The sequence below is a fragment of the Sphingomonas sp. Sphisp66 genome, assembly GCF_047324325.1.
GTDB lineage: Bacteria > Pseudomonadota > Alphaproteobacteria > Sphingomonadales > Sphingomonadaceae > Sphingomonas.
Genome location: NZ_CP168508.1, coordinates 2,678,018 through 2,695,156 on the forward strand (window position 1 = coordinate 2,678,018; position 17,139 = coordinate 2,695,156).

Below are 17,139 nucleotides of genomic sequence, written 5' to 3' on the forward strand. Positions count from 1 at the left end.
CTGACCTGGCATCCAGAGACCGCTGGCTTCGATCCCCACGGCATCTGAAATTAATTCCGCATAAAGAACGTTCGGAAAATTTCAGAAATATTACAGCAAAGACCCCGGCCGAAGGGCATCTGTTGCGGTTGTGCAGTGCAACATGCGCGTAAAAGGGTATCTGGGTGACAACAGTCTATATCGAAGCCGGCACACCGGGCGTGGATGACAGCGCCCGGATCATGGCAGCGCTGGCCGATCCGGACGTCACCACCGTTGTCCTCGGCCCCGGCACCTTCTACGCCGCCTCCTCCATCATCGTGCCCTCGGACAAGACGCTGACCGGCACGAGCACCGATTCCACGCTGATCCAGGCGCTCCCCGAATTCGCCCGGGACGAAGGCTCGTTCGGCGTGGTCGCCTCCGCGACCGGCGCGGAGAATGTCACCGTCTCCAATCTCAGCATCGACGCGGCCAAGCTCCTCATCGACGGCGCCCGGCTCAACGCCTGCTACATGGATCAGGCCACCGGCTTCACCGTCGAGAACGTCAACACCTACAACGCCACCGGCTATGGCCAGTTCGCCCAGGGCGATCTGGGCGCCTATCAGGCAGGCGGCGAAGCCGTCTATGCGAGCGGCAGCTACACCAATTGCTGGAGCTACAATTCCAACGTCGCGTTCGAGCAGATGTTCTGCGACGGGATCACGCTCACCAACTGCAATGCCCGCGACGGCGATGGCGACATCAACTCGGAATACAGCTTCCATCCGCTCTCGGGCTCGAAGAACATCACCTATATCGATTGCACCTCGATCAGCGCGGTGAGCGGCGGCTTCGGCCTGATCACCAGTGTCGCGGGCCTCGAGAACATCTCGATCATCGACTGCACCGTGCAGACCGGCACCTCCGCGGCGATCACCTCGGCGGGGTTCAATCCGGTGACCGGCCTCGTGATCGAGGGATCGTCCTTCGTATCGACAGCCAACGCCGCCGCCCGGCTGGGCGGGGTCAGCGGCACGATCGACGGCTCCTATTTCGAAGGCGCGGTTATCGGGGCCGAGTTCGGCTATTCTTCCGACGGCACGCCCTGCGTCCTCCTCATCACCAACACCGATGCGCTCGGCATCGTCGATCCGCTCTCGCCGGTCGGCTCCTACGGGATCAACGTCTTCGGCGACGGCATCAGCTGGGAAGGCGGCAAGATCGAGGCCTGGGGAGCGCTTGGGCTGATGTTCCCGATTTCCGGGTTGCCGCTGCTGGGCGCCGATACCGAGCTGGTCGCCAATGGCCTGTACGGGTTTCTCGGCAGCGATGCGCCGGGCGACATGATCCTCGGCACCGGCGTGGACGACCGGCTGGTCGGCACCGACGGAAATGACTGGCTCGCCGGCTTCTTCGGCAACGACACGCTGATCGGCGGTGCGGGGCAGGACCTGCTGGAAGGCGGCCATGGCAACGACACCTATTATGTCGATGCGGGCGATGTCGTGGTCGAGGCGGCGGGCGACGGCTTCGACACGATCTACACGAGCGGGAACTTCACGCTCGATCCGGATGCGGAGATCGAAGTCCTCGGCACGAGCGACTGGCGGCTGACCGATCCGCTGCGCCTCACCGGCAACGCGTTCAACAACAAGCTGGTCGGCAACAGCGGTGACAACCAGCTCTATGGCGGTGCCGGCAATGACAGCCTGGTCGGGATGGACGGCAATGACATCCTCGACGGCGGCGCCGGCTACGACCTCATGCAGGGCGGCACCGGCGACGACAGCTATTATGTCGACGATGCCCGCGACGTGGTCCGCGAGGCGGCCGACGAGGGCTTCGACACCGTCTATGCGAGCAGCAGCTTCTCGCTCGAGGCAGGGTCGAGCGTCGAGGTGATCGGGACGACCGACTGGCGGCTGACCGACCCGCTGCGCCTGGCGGGCAACGAGTTCAACAACCGCGTGGTCGGCAACAACGGCGACAACCAGATCTATGGCGGCGCCGGCGACGACACGCTGCTCGGGCTCGGCGGCAACGACATCCTGGACGGCGGTGCCGGGCAGGATTTGATGCAGGGCGGCACCGGCGACGACACCTATTATGTCAACAAGGGCGACAAGATCGTCGAATTGGCCGGCGAAGGCCTCGACGCCGCCTATGCATCCGAAAGCTATGCGCTTGAAGCCGGCGTTTCGATCGAAGTGCTGGGCACCGCCGATCCGAACGCGCTGACCGCGATCGATCTGACCGGGAACGAGCTCAACAACAAGCTGATCGGCAATGCCGGCGCGAACGCGCTCGACGGCGGCGCGGGTTCCGACACGCTGCGCGGCATGGGCGGGGCGGACACCTTCGTGTTCAGCACTGCGCTCGGGCCGACCAATATCGACCTGCTGCCCGACTTCGTGAGCGGTGAGGATCACATCGCGCTCGATTCCGCGATCTTCACCGCGCTGGGCAAGGGCGCGCTGTCGGAGGGGGCATTCGTCACCGGCCGCGTCGCCACCGACGCCGACGACCGCATCCTCTACGACGCGGCGACGGGCGCGCTCTATTATGACGCCGACGGCAATGGCAGCGGCGCCGCGGTCCAGTTCGCGACGCTCACGCCGGGGCTGCACCTGGCGCACACCGACTTCTTCGTGGTCTAGCAGGAACGGTCGGCGCCAGGCGCCGACCTTCTGGGCTTAAGTTCTTGCCTTGGAGAGCGCGAGGTCGGCGACAGCGATGGCGCCGAGCGGCCCCGCCTTGTCGCCCAGCGCGGGCGCCACGATGTATGGGCCATCGTCGGGCAGCGTCATATAGCCGTTGAGGCTGGCGCGGAGCTCGGCCTCGATCCGGCCGAGCAGGTGCGACTGGCCGGTCACCACGCCGCCGCCGATCGCGATGCGATGCGGGGCGGTGGAAGAGACGATCGCGTGGCACATCATCGCCAGCGCATGGGCGACCGGCGCCCAGACGGGATCGTCCGCGCCCACCTCGCTGATCGGGCGACCGCCCAGCCGCAGCTTCAGCGCCGAGCCCGAGGCGAGCCCTTCGACGCAATCGTCGTGGAAGCTGCAGAAGCTCGGCTGGTTGTCGCCGGCGAGGCGCGGCACGCGGATATGGCCGAGCTCGCTATGCGCGAAGCCGCGGGTCGGCAGGCCGTGCACCACGAGCCCGACGCCGACGCCGGTGCCCACGGTGACATAGGCGAAGTCGTCCATCCCCTGCGCGCAGCCCCAGGACATCTCCGCCAGCGCAGCGCCGTTCACATCGGTGTCGAAGCCGACGGGCACGTCGAAGGGCGCCGACAGGATGCCGAGCACATCGGTGCCGGGCCATGCCGCCTTGGTGGTCGCCAGGATCTGGCCGTGGCTGGCGGAACGCGGGTTGAGGTCGATCGGGCCGAAGGACGCGATGCCGAGCGCGGCGAAACCTTCCGCCGCATCCCATTCGCGCAGGATCGCGAGGATCGCGGGCAGCGTCTCGTCGGGCCGGGTGGTCGGCACGGTGCGCTGGTCGCGGATATCCTCCGGACCGCTCGCCAGCGTGGCGACGCACTTGGTTCCGCCCAGTTCGATGCCGGCCCGCAGCGGCGTAACATTGTGAACATCGCTCACGCGGGCAAGATCCGAATCGCTGCGTTCGGACCAGATTGCGACTGCATTCCCCTCTCCCGGCAATAACTTGGCGTGTTTCAGTACGCATTGCTTTTCACACGCGATGTCTGCATTAATATTTCAAATTAGATAATTCAATGATCCGGAGAGGGGTCTGCGATGGAAGCTGGAACCAGCACGCTCAATCGATCGGCCGTGGGCGCCGCCAGCCTTGGCGGCCTGTTGTTCGGGTTCGACACGGCAGTGATCGCCGGCGTCACCGATGCCCTGCGCCATACTTTCCACCTGAGCGCAGCCGAGCTCGGCGCGGCAGTCTCCGCCGCACTGGTCGGCACGCTGGTCGGCGCGCTCGGCGCCGGGCCGCCGGGCGACCGCTTCGGCAGCCGCACCATGCTCTACTGGATCGCCGGCGCCTATATCGTCTCGGCGATCGGATCGGCAGTGGCGGGCGGACTAGCGATGCTCGTCGCCTTCCGCTTCATCGGCGGCCTCGCGATCGGCGGCTCCTCGGTGCTGGCGCCTGTTTATATCGCCGAAGTCAGCCCCGCCGAGCGGCGCGGGCAGCTGGTCGGGCTGTTCCAGCTCAGCATCGTGATCGGCATCCTCGCCGCCTATGTGAGCAACTTCCTGATCGCCCGCGCGATCGACGGCGACCTGGCCTGGCGGATCAAGCTGGCCGTGGCCGCCGCCCCCGCCCTGCTCTTCCTGCTGCTGCTCCTGCGCATCCCGCACAGCCCGCGCTGGCTGGCGCAGCAGGGCCGCATCGCCGAGGCGAGTGCCGCGATCCGGACGCTGCGGATGGGCGACCCCGAGCGGCTCCTCGCCCAGTTCACCGCCGCCGCGACCACGCCCGGCAGCCCTGCCCGGCTCAGCTGGGCGCTCCACCGCCGCCCGATCCTGCTCGCGATCGCGCTAGCGCTGTTCAACCAGCTCTCGGGCATCAACGCGATCCTCTATTATCTGGGCGACATCTTCGCCGCCGCGGGGTTCAGCGCAGTGTCGGCGGACCTGCAGGCAGTGGCGATCGGCGTCGCCAACCTGCTCGCCACCTTGCTCGGCCTCGCGGTGATCGACCGGGTCGGGCGGAAGCTCCTCCTTCTGATCGGCGCGATAGGCACCGCGCTGGCGCTCGCCGCGGTCGCGACGATCTACACGCTGGGCCAGGGACAGATGTTCCTGCTGCCGGCGCTGATCGCGTTCATCCTGTTCTTCGCGGTTTCACAAGGCGCGGTGATCTGGGTCTATCTTTCCGAAATATTTCCGACCGCGGTGCGCGCGCGCGGCCAGGCGATCGGCAGTGCAACGCATTGGGGCATGAACGCAATTCTTGCTTTCGGCTTCCCGATAGTTGCGCAATATACGCAGGCCTTGCCATTCTGGCTGTTCGCCGCTGCAATGCTGGTGCAGTTTGTCATAGTCTGGCGATACTTCCCTGAAACGCGCGGCATTTCGCTCGAGCGGCTGGAAGGAACGCTTGAGGGGAAATGAGAACACGTGATGGAAATGAGCCTGGCATGACGAGCATTGCCCGCCGCGCCCGGCCGCGCCTTTCCGGCACCAATCTCGAACGTGCCGCCGATCACAACCAGCGCGTGACGCTGCACGCCATCCGCGTGCTCGGGCCGCTGACCCGCGTCGAGCTGGCGCGGATCACCGGGCTCACCGGCCCGGCGATCGCCAACATCACCAAGCGGCTGCTGCAGGACGGGCTGATCGAGGAAGCCGGCCAGCGCCGCGGCGGCCGCGGCCAGCCGCCGACCGCCCTGGTGGTGAAGCGCGACGCCTGCTACTCGATCGGCGTCAACATCGACCGCGACCACATCACCATCGTGCTGGTCGACTTCTCGGGCGAGACGCTGACGCGCACCACCGAGGAAGTCGATTTCGCCCTGCCCGACCAGGTGCGTGCGCTCTATCGCCGGTCGATCCGCAACATGCTGCGCCGCGCCGATGTCGACGTGGCCAAGGTCGTCGGCCTGGGCGTGGCGATGCCCGACGATCTCGGGCTGGTCGACCTGCCGGGCCGCCCGGCCAATTATGCCGATTGGGAACAGACGGACATCGCCGCGCTGTTCGACGAGCCGTTCGACCTGCCGGTGTTCGTCGAGAACGACGCCGCCGCCGCCGCGATGGGCGAGATGCAGCTCGGACACGGCCAGAGCAACAACAGCTTCTTCTACATCCTGCTCTCCTCCGGCCTGGGCGGCGGCCTGGTGATCGACGGCACCTATATCCGCGGCGCGGACGGGCGCAGCGGCGAGCTGGGCTTCATGCGCGCGCAGGGGGAGACGGGCGAACAGATCCAGTCGCTGGTCTCGCTCTCCGGCCTGACCCGCTGCCTCGAGGCGGCCGGGCACAGCCTGGCCGATGCGCGGGGCCGCACGCCGGAGGCTTCGGTGCAGCATTGCATCGCCGACTGGACCGAGCGCGCCGCGCACCAGCTCACCGTGCCGCTCGACGCGGTGAACTGCCTGATCAACCCGGCGGTGGTGCTGCTCGGCGGGCGCCTGCCCACCGCGCAGCTCGACGCGCTGGCGGCGCGCACCGATGCGCTGATGCGCGAGCGCGCACCGCAACTGCCAGCGGTGGCGCCGGTAGCCCGCGCCGCGCTTTCGGAGGACGCCCCGGCAGTGGGCGCGGCAATCCTGCCGTTCAGCCACTTCCTGCTGCCCAAGCCGGGCGCGCTGTGGAAGGCACAGGGCAGTGCCGATGTGGAGATGGACGGGATCGACGGTTAGGGGGCGAGCCCGTACCAGCCTGCCAAATTACTTCCGTCATCCCCGCGAAGGCGGGGATCCAGGGTAGCTAGCGACAAGCGCAGAATCCCTGCTGTCGCTTGCCGGAGAAGCCAATGCGAGCCTCGCCACCATAGCTTTTGACCCTGGATCCCCGCCTTCGCGGGGATGACGGTGAAAAGCATTGCTTAGCCCACCGGCCGCCCGAACGAGGGTGGGTGATCCACCTCATTGCCGTTGGCTATCACGCGCGCCCCGCCACCTCGGCGGCAGGCCGCCCTCAGGTGATTTAGCTGCGCCCCGGCGAAAGCCGGGGCCCAGGTTTTCTCTGCTGTCTCGCTTTGTTACCCTGGGCCCCGGCTTTTGCCGGGGAACTGGAAGAGTGAGCTAACCAGCGTGTCCGAACGAGGGCGGGCGATCGGCCTTGGCGGTACCGAAGCTCGACGGCTTGTCACCCATCTCGAAGACCAGCTCGCCGCCCTTTGCGAGGTCGGCATGGGCGATCCAGTTCTTCGTCCAGGGCTTGCCGTTCCAGCGCACCGACTGGATGTACGGACGGTCGGCGGCATTGCCGTTCGCGGTCACGCGCAGCGTCCTGCCGCCGCCCAGCGCGACCTCGACACGGTCGAACAGCGGCGAGCCGAACACGTAGAACGCGCTGACCGGATCGACCGGATAGAAGCCCAGCGCCGAGAAGACGAACCAGGCGCTCATCTGGCCGCAATCGTCATTACCGATCTCGCCGTCCGGATCGTTCTTGTACATCTCCAGGCACAGGCGGCGGACCATCGCTTGGGTCTTCGCCGGGGCGCCGGCATAGGCGTAGAGATAGGCGACGTGGTGGTTCGGCTCGTTGCCGTGCGCGTACTGGCCGACCAGACCGGAGATGTCCGGCGGCGCATTGTCGGGCAGCGTCGAGGGCGCGTTGAACAGCGCATCGAGCTTTTCCACGAACGCCGTGTCACCACCGAAATGCGCGATCAGGCCGTGCACGTCATGCTGGTTGAGGAAGGTCGCCTGCCAGCCATTCGCCTCGGTGTAATCGCGGTGCTTCTTCACGTCGTGGCCGATCTGGATCGGGTCGTAATTGGTCCACCAGCTGCCGTCCGAGAATTTCGGGCGGGCGAAGCGCGTCGAGGCGTCGAGCACGTTGCGATAGTTGAGGCTGCGCTTGCGCAGCGCCGCGGCATCGTCCTTCGCGCCCGCCGCATCGGCCAGCACTGCCATCGCCCAGTCGTCATAGGCATATTCCTGGGTGCGGCTGACCGACTCCCAGATCTTGTCGGCCGGGATATAGCCGAGGTCGTAATAATAGCCGCGGCCGAGCGAGCCGTCGCTGTCCTTGAAGGTGCGATCGAAGGCGCGGCGGCGGATGTTCGGCCAGGCGGCGGCGTAATCGGCCTTGATGCCCTTGGCATGCGCCTCGGCCAGCACCGAGACCGAGTGCCAGCCGATCATGCAGCCGGTCTCGATCCCCTGGAGCTGCCAGACCGGCGGGCCATAGGGGCTCTGCTGGGTCTGGCGGATCAGGTCACGGGTGAAGGTGGCGGCGCGATCGGGCTGCACCAAAGTGAGCAGCGGGTGCAGCGCGCGATAGGTGTCCCACAGCGAATAGGTGCTGAACGATGCCTCGCCCGCCGGCACATTATGGACCTGCTGGTCCATGCCGACATAGCGACCGTCGCGATCGGTGAAGAGCGTCGGCGCGAGGAAGCAGTGATAGAGCGCGCTGGTCAGGATCGTGCGCTGGTCTTCGGTGCCGCCCGAGACGCGGACCCGGTCGAGCTCCTTGGCCCAGAGGCGCCGTGCCTTGCTTGCCGCACCATCGAAATTCCAGCCCGGCGCCTCTTCGGCCAACGCTGCCTTGGCACCGGCGATGTCCACTGCGGAGATGCCGGTCTTGATCTGGATCGGCGCGCCGCCGGCCTCGTCGAAGAACAGGACGACCTTCAGGCGGTTGCCGGCGATCGACCGGGCGCCCTTCGCCGCCGGCTTGTTGTCGTCGCCGAAGAACTCGACGCGGTCGGGCTTGCGCGACAGCTGCATCGCGAAGTGGATCATCCGCCCCTTGGCCCAGCGGTGCACCCGGCGGCTGCCGGTGAGCACGCCGTTCGCGTCGATCGCGAGCGAGGCATTGTCGAGCGTGACGCCCTTGTCCCACACGTCGCGGATCATGTGCGCGAAGTCGATCAGGATGTGCCCGGCGCCCGCAGGGAAATGATAGCGGTGCAGGCCGGTGCGCTCGGTGACGGTCAGCTCGGCAAGCACGCCGCTTTCGAGCTTCACCCGGTAATAGCCGGGCTCTGCCGCTTCCTCGGAGAAGCGCTGGCGATAGCCCAGGTCCGGGTTCTCGAGCGTGCCCGGATCGAGCTGCAGCGGCCCGCGGGTCGGCACCACCAGCACGTCGAGCATGTCGCCGATGCCGGTGCCCGACAGGTGGGTGTGCGAGAAGCCCATGATCGACGTGTCGCTGCGGTGATAGCCGGAGCAGGCATCCCAGCGGGCATTGTCGGTATCGGGGCTGAGCTGGGCCATGCCGAAGGGCAGCGACGCGCCCGGGAAGGTGTGGCCATGCCCGCCGGTGCCGATGAACAGATTGGGCTTGCCCGGCCCTGCCGCGCCCTGGGCGCCGGCTACATGCGGCAGCGCGGTGCCGAGGGCGAGGGTGCCGGCTCCGGCGAGCAGCTGGCGGCGATTTGCGGTGATCATGGGGTCTCTTACTCTTCCTAGATCTTCTGGGCGAGCAGCGCGGGCTTGCGCCTGGCGATGTCGAGGATCAGGTCGCCGAACAGGCCGTTGGCCCAGGCGAACCAGCTGCGCGTGAAGTTGGCGGGATCGTCCTTGTGGAAGCTCTCATGCATGAAGCCGGTGCCGCCATGCGAGGCCTTTAGCCATTTGAGGCACTGCATCACCGTCGCGTCGTCGTCATGGATGAGGGCGCGGGTGATCAGCGACATCGGCCAGATCATGTCCATGCCGATATGCGGGCCGCCGATCCCCTCGCCGAACTTGCCCTTGAAGAAATAGGGGTTGCGCTCGGACCAGGCGAGCGCGGCGGTTCGGACATAGAGCGGATCGCGCTTGTCGGCGGCGCCGAGCAGCGGCAGGCCCGACAGGCTCGGGACATTGGCGTCGTCCATGAAGATGGCATTGCCATAGCCGTCGACTTCGAAGGCCCAGACCTGGCCGCCCTTGCCGTCCGGCATCTTGCCATGCGCATCGAGCGCGGCCTGGACTTCGGTGGCGAGGGCCAGCGCATCCTGCGCGGCCGCGGTGTCGCCGCGGGCCTCGTTATGGACCTGGGCGAGCATCCTGAGCGCGGAGACCGCGAACAGGTTCGACGGGATCAGGAAGGGGAAGACACAGGCGTCGTCCGAGGGACGGAAGCCGGAATGGATCAGCCCGACCTTGCGCGTGGGGGCGCCATAGCCGCCGAACATCAACGTCTCGGTCGGCGAGGGATCGACGCGCTGGAAATGATACGGCCCGGGGCCGTCCTTGCGCTGCTGCTCGCGGAAGGTCGCCACCGCCCGCGCAGCACCCTGCGTCCAGAGCGCGTCGAACGGCGTCTTGTCGCGCGTCGCGGTCCAGTAGCTGTGGGCGAGGCGCATCGTATAGGCGAGCGAGTCGATCTCCCATTTCCGCTCGGCGACACCGGGCTTCATGTCGGTCCGGTCGTTGATCGCCGAGAGGTTCGACTTGGCGGTCGGGTCGGGCGTGAACGCGTTCGCATAGGAATCGATCAGGATGCAGCGCGCCTGGCGCTGGATCGCGCCCTGGAAGACGCGGCGCAGATCGGCATCCTTGGGCGTGAGGTGGACATAGGTCTGGAGCTGGGCCGAACTGTCGCGCAGCCACATCGCGTCGATGTCGCCGGTGATGACGAAGGTGTCGGGCTTGCCGTCCACAATGCCGAGCTTGACCGTGGTGTCGAGCGTGTTCGGGTAGCAATTCTCGAACAGCCAGGCGAGCTCCGGGTCGGCGATCTTCGCCTTCACCGCCTTGATCTCGGCCTCCACCGCCTTGCTGACGAAACCGCGCTGCGCGACCGGCGGGCGCTTCGAGACGAAGCCCTCCGCCTGCCCCACCGTTGCCAAGGCCCGCACCGGCAGGGCCGCCGACATCGCCAACGCCCCTGCCCCCATCATCATCTCGCGACGCTGCATGTCTATCTCCTGTCCTGTTCTTCAGCGCGTCGCGGGCGCGCTCATCGAGAAGGGCGCATTGGCTTTCGCGATGCCCCATTTGGTGTTCGGCACCGGCCCCATCACGAAGCGCAGCGTGCCGCCGGCCTGCAGCTCCTCGCGCGAGAACCAGGGCTTGTCGTGCGCCTTGCCGTTGAGGGTGACCGACTGGATGTAGACGTTCCTGTCGCTGTTGTTGGCGGACTCGATGTTGAGCAGCTTGCCGCCCGGCATGGTCAGTCGGACATTGCGGAACAGCGGGCTGCCGATCGCGTACTGCCCCACCGTCGGGGTCACCGGATAGAAGCCGAGCGCCGAGAAGACGTACCAGGCCGAGGTCTGGCCATTGTCCTCGTCGCCCGGATAGCCGTCAGGTGCTGCCGAATAGAGCTTCTTCATCACGTCGCGGACATGCGCCTGCGCCTTCCACGGCTGGCCGGCCCAGTCGTAGAGGTAGATCATGTGCTGGATCGGCTGGTTGCCATGGGCATACTGGCCCATGTTGACGATCTGCATCTCGCGGATCTCGTGGATCACCTGGCCGTAATAGCTGTCGTCGAAGATCGGCCGGGTCGAGAAGATCGAGTCCAGCCGGTCCACGAACTTCCTGTCCCCGCCCATCAGGTCGATCAGGCCCTGCACGTCCTGCATCACCGACCAGCTGTAATGCAGCGAATTGCCCTCGGTGAAGGCGTCGCCCCATTTGTAGGGATTGAACGGCTTGGACCAGCTGCCGTCCTGGTTGCGGCCGCGCATCCAGCCGCTCTCCTGGTCGAACAGCTTGCGGTAGTTCTGCGCCTGGGCGGCGTATTTCTTTGCGTCCTCGGCCTTGCCCAGCGCGGCGGCGAGGCGGGAGAGCGAGAAGTCGGCGGTGGCATATTCGAGGGTGCGCGCGGCATTCTCGTTGATGCCCACGTCATAGGGGACATAGCCGAGCTTGTTGTAATATTCGACGCCCTCGCGACCCACCGCGCCGACCGTACGGCCGCGCTTGTCCTTCGGACGGCCCTCCGAGGTGGTCGCGTTCTTGACCATCGCCTCGTACAAGGTCTCGACGTCGAAGCCGCGCACACCGTTCAGATAGGCGTCGGCGATCAGGTTCGCCGAGTTCGAGCCGATCATCACGTCGCGGTGCCCCGGGCTCGCCCATTCGGGCAGCCAGCCGGATTCCTTGTAGGTGTTGACCAGCCCCTGCATGATCTCGCTGTCGCGCTCCGGGTTCATCAGCGCGAACCAGGGGAAGACCGCGCGCCACGTGTCCCAGAAGCCGTTGTCGGTGTAGAGGAAGCCGTCGTGCACCTTGCCGTCATAGGGGCTGTAGTGGACGGTCTTTCCGGCCGCATTGACCTCGTGGAACATGCGCGGGAACTGCAGCATGCGGTACATCGCCGAATAGAAGGTGCGGCGATTGTCGAGGTTCGGATCGCTCACCTGGACCTTGGCGAGCTCCTTCTCCCAGGTGTCGCGCGCCTTGGCGCGGGTCTGGTCGAAGCTGTCCTTGCCGATCTCGCGATCGAGATTGAGCGCGGCCTGTTCGGGGCTGATGAAGGACGAGGCGACCTTGACGCTCACCTGCTCGCCCGCGCGCGTCTTGAAGCTGACCACCGCGCCGACATGATCGCCTTCGCTGGCGTTGGCGCCCGAGACCTGGCCATTGTCGTCCCAGGTGCGGGTGACTTCGAAGTCCTTGTCGAACTGCGCGACGAAATAGCTGTGGAAATTGTCCGGCACGCCGCCGTGGTTGTTGCGGACATAGCCGATGATGCGGCGGTTCGCGGCGTCGATCTTCACCATCGATCCGCCGGCATAGCCGTCGATCAGGATGTGCGCGTCGTCGGACTTGGGGAAGGTGAAGCGGAAGCTGGCGGCGCGGTTGGTCGGCGTGACCTCGGCGGTCACGTCATAATCGGCGAGATAGACCTTGTAGCCATAGGCGCGGGCATCCTCGGCCTTGTGGCTGTACCAGGACGCGCGCTCATTCTCCTTGACCTTGAGCGGCCCGGTCTCGGCGAAGAGGCCGAACGCGGCATAGTCGTTCATCCACGGGCTGGGCTGGTGGGTCTGCTTGATCGCGTTGATCTTGTGCGCGCTGTAGGTGTAGCCCCAGCCATCGCCCATCTTGCCGGTGACCGGCGTCCAGAAGTTCATGCCCCAGGGCACCGCCACCGCCGGATAGGTGTTGCCATAGGACAGCTCATAGCTGCTGTCGGTGCCCATCAGCGGGTTGATCAGGTCGACGAGCGCGGGCTCCGCGCTCTGCGCCATCGCCGGCGCCACGAGCAGGGGCGCCGGTGCGATCAGCGCGGTGCTGACGAGCAGCGCGACGGTGCGCCGCAGCGCGGGAATGAAGGTCTTCAACGCGGGTCTCCCCCTAGAGGCCATTGTACAGGATTTGAAAGGTCGGTCCGATCTCACCGCGCCGCCTTGAACGGCCGCGGTGTCACGCCTTCGTTCGTCATCACCACCGGCTTGATCGCGCCGTCCGCGGCGAATTCCATCCGATCGATCGCCATCTCGCGATGCTCGCCCTTGTCGTTGCCCAGCGGGCGGCGATGATAGACGATGTACCAGTCGTCGGTACCCGGCACGTTGACCACCGAATGATGGCCCGCGCCGCGTGCGATCTTGAAGTCCTGCTGGAGGATCTTGCCCTTGGGCGTGAACGGCCCGAGCGCGGTCGGCCCCGTCGCATAGGCGACGCTATAGTCCGGGCCGGTCCAGCCGCCCTCCGACCACATCAGGTAATAGACGCCCTTGCGCTTGATCAGGAACGATCCCTCGACATAGCCGGGCGGCGTGATTTCCTTGTAGGTGCTGCCGTCCGCGAAGGGCACGACCGAGCGCAGGTCGTCGCTCAGCTGCACGACGTTGCAATGCTTCCAGCCGCCGTAGAACAGGTACACCTTGCCGTCGTCGTCGCGGTAGACGAACGGGTCGATCGGCTGCGCGCCATTGTGGAACTTGCCGATCAGCGGCTTGCCCAGCGCATCCTTGAACGGCCCGCCCGGCTTGTCCGAAACCGCCAGGCCGATGCCGCCCACCTCCGCATCGCTCTGGATGTCGTTGGCGCTGAAGAACATGTAGTAGCGTCCCTTGTGCTCGAGCACGGAGGGGGCCCAGATCGCATAGCCCGCCCAGGCGACATTCTCGACGTCGAGCACATGGCGGTGCTTGGTCCAGTGGACCAGATCGGGTGACGAGAAGGCATTGAAGAAGGTCTGCTGCACATAGGACGGGCGCACCGTCTTCTGCTTGCGCAATTCCGTCTGGTGCGGCGTGAAGCGCTTGGTCACGTCGGGGGTGCCATAATCGTCGGAATAGGTCGGGTAGATCCAATATTTCCCGCCGAATACGCGGATCTCGGGATCGGCATACCAGCCCGGCACGATCGGGTTCTGCGCCCAGGCGATGCCCGCCCCCAGCATGGCGGTGGCGGCGATGATGCCGGCCCGGATCTTGTTCACGCGACAATCCCCTTTTCCATCCACCCCGAATTCACGTGCCGCCGGGTTCCGAAGAATCCGGCGGCTGCATGATTGTCGTCCTCGTCCCTGCTCCCGATCAAGGGGTGGAGGTGGCCCGGGGGGAGGATGGGCCACCTCCTGAGTCAGGGGGCTGACTCATTCGATGATCAGAACTTGTACGCCAGGCCCATGTAGAAGCGGCGGCCCGAATAGACGTTCGAGATGAAGCGGTCCTTCGTGTCGTTGCCCAGGTGCTGGCGCTGTTCCGACTTGGTCAGGTTGATGACCGAGCCGGTGATCTGGAAGTTCTTGAACACATCGACCGCAGCGTTGAGATCGACCTGCTCATACGGATCGTCATAGACGTTGAGGCCGGACGACAGGCCGCGCACCACTTCGCCGCGGCGATTGTACGAAGCGCGGACCAGCACCGGGCCATGCTCGTAGAAGATCGACGCATTGATCTGGGTCTTGGCGCTGCCGACCAGGGCCGATTCACCGAGCTTGGTGCCGTTCAGCGACACATCGGCCTGCGAGGTGTCGTTATAGGTGAAGTTCACCTGCGCGCCGAGGCCGAAGTCCAGCGTGTGCTGGGCATAGACCTCGACACCCTGCGACACCGCGCTCGTGCCATTGGCCTGGGTGGCGTACTGCTGCACCGTCACGGTCTGGCCGGCGACTTCCTGCGGAAGGTCGATCACCACCGGAACGATGAAGTCCTTCACGTCCTTGCGGAACAGGGTCGCACCCAGCACCGAGCCGCGCTGGAAATACCATTCCACGCCGAAATCATACTGCCAGGCGTTGAACGGCTTCAGGTCGAAATTGCCGCCATTGCCGAACCAGCCGGCGCGGGCACCGAACTGCGCACGGTCGAACACGAACGGATCCGAGTTGAAGGTCAGCGAGCGTGCGCCCGCCAGATCGCCATAGCCCGGCCGCGCGATGACCTTCGACGCTGCAGCACGCAGCAGCAGGTTCGGGGTCACGTCCCACGAGATGTTGAAGCTCGGCAGCACGTCGGTGTAGCTCTTGCCCTCCGAGTTCGGGCTGAACAGGCGGACCTGGCGCTGCGCCTCCGGGATCACCGTGCAATTGCCGTCGGCGCCCACCGGCTTGTTCGGATCGAACGGGCCGCCCGGTCCATTGACGCAATATTCGTTCTCGTAGGTGATACGATCGGTCGAGGTGCCGTCCTGCTTGGTGTTGACCACGCGCACGCCGATATTGCCGCGGATGTTGCTCGTCTTGAAGTTGAGCTGGCCGTAGCCGGCCCAGATCCGCTCCTTGATGTTGTAGATGTTCTGCGGCTCGGGCACGCGGACCGGACCGCTATAGGTCGCGTTCAGATAGTCGATATACTTGCGGATGTTGATCGCCGGGAAGGCCGTCGTCTCGAACCCGCCGGCGATGTTGCTGAGCGAGCCCGGGTAGAAGATCTCCGGCTTGGCCAGCGCGCCGCCCGGCGTATCCTGGAAGCGCAGCGTGTTCGCCGCGTCCGAATACCATTCGAAGCGGCCGGTCTCGCGGTGGACGCGGCCGTCGCGCCACTTCGCACCGACCTGGATCGAGTCGAAGAAGGGCGAGTCGAACTTCCGGGTGACATCGACCTGCGCATAACGCTGCGAGATCGAGCTGTTGGTGAAGCCCGAGCCGGTCGAGCCCAGATCGATCTGGGCCACGCCGTTCAGCATGTTCTGGATCACGTTGGGCGAGAACTGCATCGCGATCGACTGATCGGTGAAGTTCCAGGCGCTCAGCGCATTGCCGTTGACCGTGCCGTTGCGCGGCTTGGCCTGGGCGAAGAACTGGAACGACGGGCCGCCGGTCGCCTTGGTCTTGCCGAACACGAAGTCGACATTGAGGTGGCCGACTTCCCAGTTGCCGCGCACATCATAGGTGTTGGAGACGCTCTTCTCGCGGACATAGGTGTCCTGCGGCGCCGGGGTTTCCATCGTGCACATGTTGCCCGGAACGCGGCAGCCGGTGCCCTCGGGCGGAACCTCGAACTTCGCACCGGTGAGGATCGTGCCGCTCTCGTCGAACGTCGCGCCGGTGAAGAAATTGCCGAAGCCCCATTCGGGGATCTTGATCGTGCTGCGGGTATAGTCGCCGTTCAGCTGGAAGCGGAAATAGTTGGCGGTGACCTCGAAATTGTCGAACGGCTTCATCTGCGCCGTCGCCTGGATGCCCAGCCGCTTGCGCTTCTGATCGGTGATCGTCTCGGCGACCGACTGGGGCGCCCAATAGCCGCTGTAATGCGTGCCGCCCTGCGTCGTCTGGCCGGCATTGTTGCCGCTGTTCCAGTAGGAGATCGCGGAATCATTGGCGAAGGGCTTGCCGTTGACGTCGACCGCGGGCTGGCTGGCCTTGCTGTCGGTCCACCACTGCCAGCTGTCGCCCGACGCGCTCAGCGAGCGGTTGGTGCGCACCTGATAGGTCGCACCGACCAGGAAGCCGAGCGTCTTGTCCTCGTTGTGCCAGGAAAGCAGGCCGGAGACGTTCGGCTCGATCTTCTTGGTGACGTCGGCATAGGTACCCTCGACCGACACCGTGCCCGACCAGGGCTTGAGGTCGAACGGCTTGCGGGTGTGGTTGATGATCACGCCGCCCACGCCGCCTTCGTCGAGGCGCGCCTCCGGCGACTTGAACACTTCCACGCTGCCGATCAGCGTCGAGGGCAGCAGCAGATAGTTGAACGAGCGCGAGGGATCGCCGCTGTCGGCCGAGGCGATGAAGTTGCCGTTGAGCTCGGTCAGCGTCAGGTCGGACGAGAGGCCGCGGATGCTGACCCGGCTGCCTTCGCCGCCGTCGCGGTCGATGATGATGCCCGGCACGCGCTGCAGCGAGTCCGCGACGTTCTTGTCGGGGAACTTGCCGATGTCCTCGGCCGTGATCACGTCGACAAAGGCGTTGGCCTCACGCTTCTGGTTGAGACTCTTCTCGATCGAGCCGCGATAGCCGGTGACGATGATGTCGCCACCTTGGGCTCCCGCATCCTGCTGCGCCTGGCCGGCATCCTGCCCGGCCGGGGCCGCGTCCTGCGCCTGGGCGACACCACCCATCATCATCGCGAAGCTCGCCGATGCGAGCAGCTGGCACATCAGCCGGTTACGGCCAGCCAGTGGCGTTCGTGCGCGAAAAGTCATCCCCTATTTCCCTCTCCAAGTCGGGCCAGGGCTGG

9 protein-coding genes are annotated in these 17,139 nt (G+C 65.9%); 3 read left to right on the forward strand and 6 right to left on the reverse strand.

Annotated features, from left to right (window positions below):
* Positions 1-164: 164 nt before the first annotated feature.
* Positions 165-2,621 (forward strand): calcium-binding protein, encoded by a 2,457-nt coding sequence (locus ACEN8G_RS12565; RefSeq protein WP_413414411.1) that lies wholly within the window; start codon positions 165-167, stop codon positions 2,619-2,621.
* A gap of 36 nt (positions 2,622-2,657) precedes the next feature.
* Here ACEN8G_RS12565 and ACEN8G_RS12570 read toward each other — a convergent pair whose 3' ends face one another.
* Positions 2,658-3,572, reverse strand: a complete 915-nt coding sequence (locus tag ACEN8G_RS12570; protein ID WP_413414412.1) for an ROK family protein — start codon at positions 3,570-3,572, stop codon at positions 2,658-2,660.
* Between the two features lie 159 nt (positions 3,573-3,731).
* Between ACEN8G_RS12570 and ACEN8G_RS12575 the strand changes: the two genes are divergently transcribed.
* Together ACEN8G_RS12575 and ACEN8G_RS12580 are read left to right on the forward strand one after the other, a co-directional pair.
* Complete coding sequence (locus ACEN8G_RS12575; RefSeq protein ID WP_413414413.1) at positions 3,732-5,060, forward strand: sugar porter family MFS transporter; 1,329 nt, start codon at positions 3,732-3,734, stop codon at positions 5,058-5,060.
* 26 nt (positions 5,061-5,086) lie between these two features.
* A complete protein-coding gene (locus ACEN8G_RS12580) occupies positions 5,087-6,310 on the forward strand; it encodes an ROK family transcriptional regulator (protein WP_413414414.1) in 1,224 nt (407 codons plus the stop codon).
* A 384-nt stretch (positions 6,311-6,694) separates the two neighbouring features.
* Here the strand turns inward: ACEN8G_RS12580 and ACEN8G_RS12585 are convergent, their stop codons facing one another.
* The 5 genes from ACEN8G_RS12585 to ACEN8G_RS12605 all read right to left on the reverse strand — a co-directional run bounded on the left by ACEN8G_RS12585 (position 6,695) and on the right by ACEN8G_RS12605 (position 17,104).
* Positions 6,695-9,016 carry a GH92 family glycosyl hydrolase gene (locus ACEN8G_RS12585; protein ID WP_413414415.1) on the reverse strand — a complete coding sequence of 774 codons (2,322 nt, stop codon included), beginning with the start codon at positions 9,014-9,016 and terminating at the stop codon, positions 6,695-6,697.
* Positions 9,017-9,033: 17 nt separating this feature from the next.
* A complete protein-coding gene (locus tag ACEN8G_RS12590) occupies positions 9,034-10,473 on the reverse strand; it encodes a glycoside hydrolase family 125 protein (protein WP_413414416.1) in 1,440 nt (479 codons plus the stop codon).
* Positions 10,474-10,494: 21 nt separating this feature from the next.
* Positions 10,495-12,756, reverse strand: a complete 2,262-nt coding sequence (locus ACEN8G_RS12595) for a GH92 family glycosyl hydrolase (protein WP_413414448.1) — start codon at positions 12,754-12,756, stop codon at positions 10,495-10,497.
* A 146-nt stretch (positions 12,757-12,902) separates the two neighbouring features.
* Positions 12,903-13,955 (reverse strand): glycoside hydrolase family 43 protein, encoded by a 1,053-nt coding sequence (locus tag ACEN8G_RS12600; protein WP_413414417.1) that lies wholly within the window; start codon positions 13,953-13,955, stop codon positions 12,903-12,905.
* 167 nt (positions 13,956-14,122) lie between these two features.
* Positions 14,123-17,104 carry a TonB-dependent receptor gene (locus ACEN8G_RS12605; protein ID WP_413414418.1) on the reverse strand — a complete coding sequence of 994 codons (2,982 nt, stop codon included), beginning with the start codon at positions 17,102-17,104 and terminating at the stop codon, positions 14,123-14,125.
* Positions 17,105-17,139: the final 35 nt, after the last annotated feature.

Bases quoted from the DNA above. Each gene is read 5' to 3' on its own strand.
- ACEN8G_RS12575 (WP_413414413.1), top strand. From the start codon at position 3,732: ATGGAAGCTGGAACCAGCACGCTCAATCGATCGGCCGTGGGCGCCGCC.
- ACEN8G_RS12580 (WP_413414414.1), top strand. From the start codon at position 5,087: ATGACGAGCATTGCCCGCCGCGCCCGGCCGCGCCTTTCCGGCACCAAT.
- ACEN8G_RS12605 (WP_413414418.1), bottom strand. From the start codon at position 17,104: ATGACTTTTCGCGCACGAACGCCACTGGCTGGCCGTAACCGGCTGATG.
- ACEN8G_RS12590 (WP_413414416.1), bottom strand. From the start codon at position 10,473: ATGCAGCGTCGCGAGATGATGATGGGGGCAGGGGCGTTGGCGATGTCG.
- ACEN8G_RS12595 (WP_413414448.1), bottom strand. From the start codon at position 12,756: ATGGCGCAGAGCGCGGAGCCCGCGCTCGTCGACCTGATCAACCCGCTG.
- ACEN8G_RS12585 (WP_413414415.1), bottom strand. From the start codon at position 9,016: ATGATCACCGCAAATCGCCGCCAGCTGCTCGCCGGAGCCGGCACCCTC.